Origin of the sequence: Marinobacter sp. UBA2498 (assembly GCF_002341575.1) — a bacterium.
Lineage (GTDB): Bacteria > Pseudomonadota > Gammaproteobacteria > Pseudomonadales > Oleiphilaceae > Marinobacter > Marinobacter manganoxydans.
Map to the genome: position 1 here is coordinate 47,713 of NZ_DDOI01000071.1, position 264 is coordinate 47,976.

The 264-nt window shown below is 55.3% G+C and carries 1 protein-coding gene; it reads right to left on the reverse strand.

The genetic code is table 11. The features are described 5' to 3' along the window. A partial coding sequence (locus tag B2W52_RS10280) for a glycosyltransferase (protein ID WP_286802861.1) occupies window positions 1–264 on the reverse strand: 264 nt, incomplete at both ends.

The window sequence follows — 264 nt, forward strand, 5'->3', positions numbered from 1 at the left end:
CAGTGGCACGCAACCTGAAGCCATGGCTTCCAGCATCGACAGCCCCTGGAAATCGTGCAGTGCCGTGGAGATCACAATATCGGCCTGACGCAGCAACTGATCATAGTCTTCACGATTCTCGAAAAACCCCCAGTGTTCGATGCAAGGACCAAACTGTTCCCGGATCCGGTCAAATGCCTTCGGATAGCTGCGAAATCGCTCACCCACCACACTCAACCTGAACGGCATCGAACGCTGGTCCAGCACCTGCAGGAACTTCAGCAG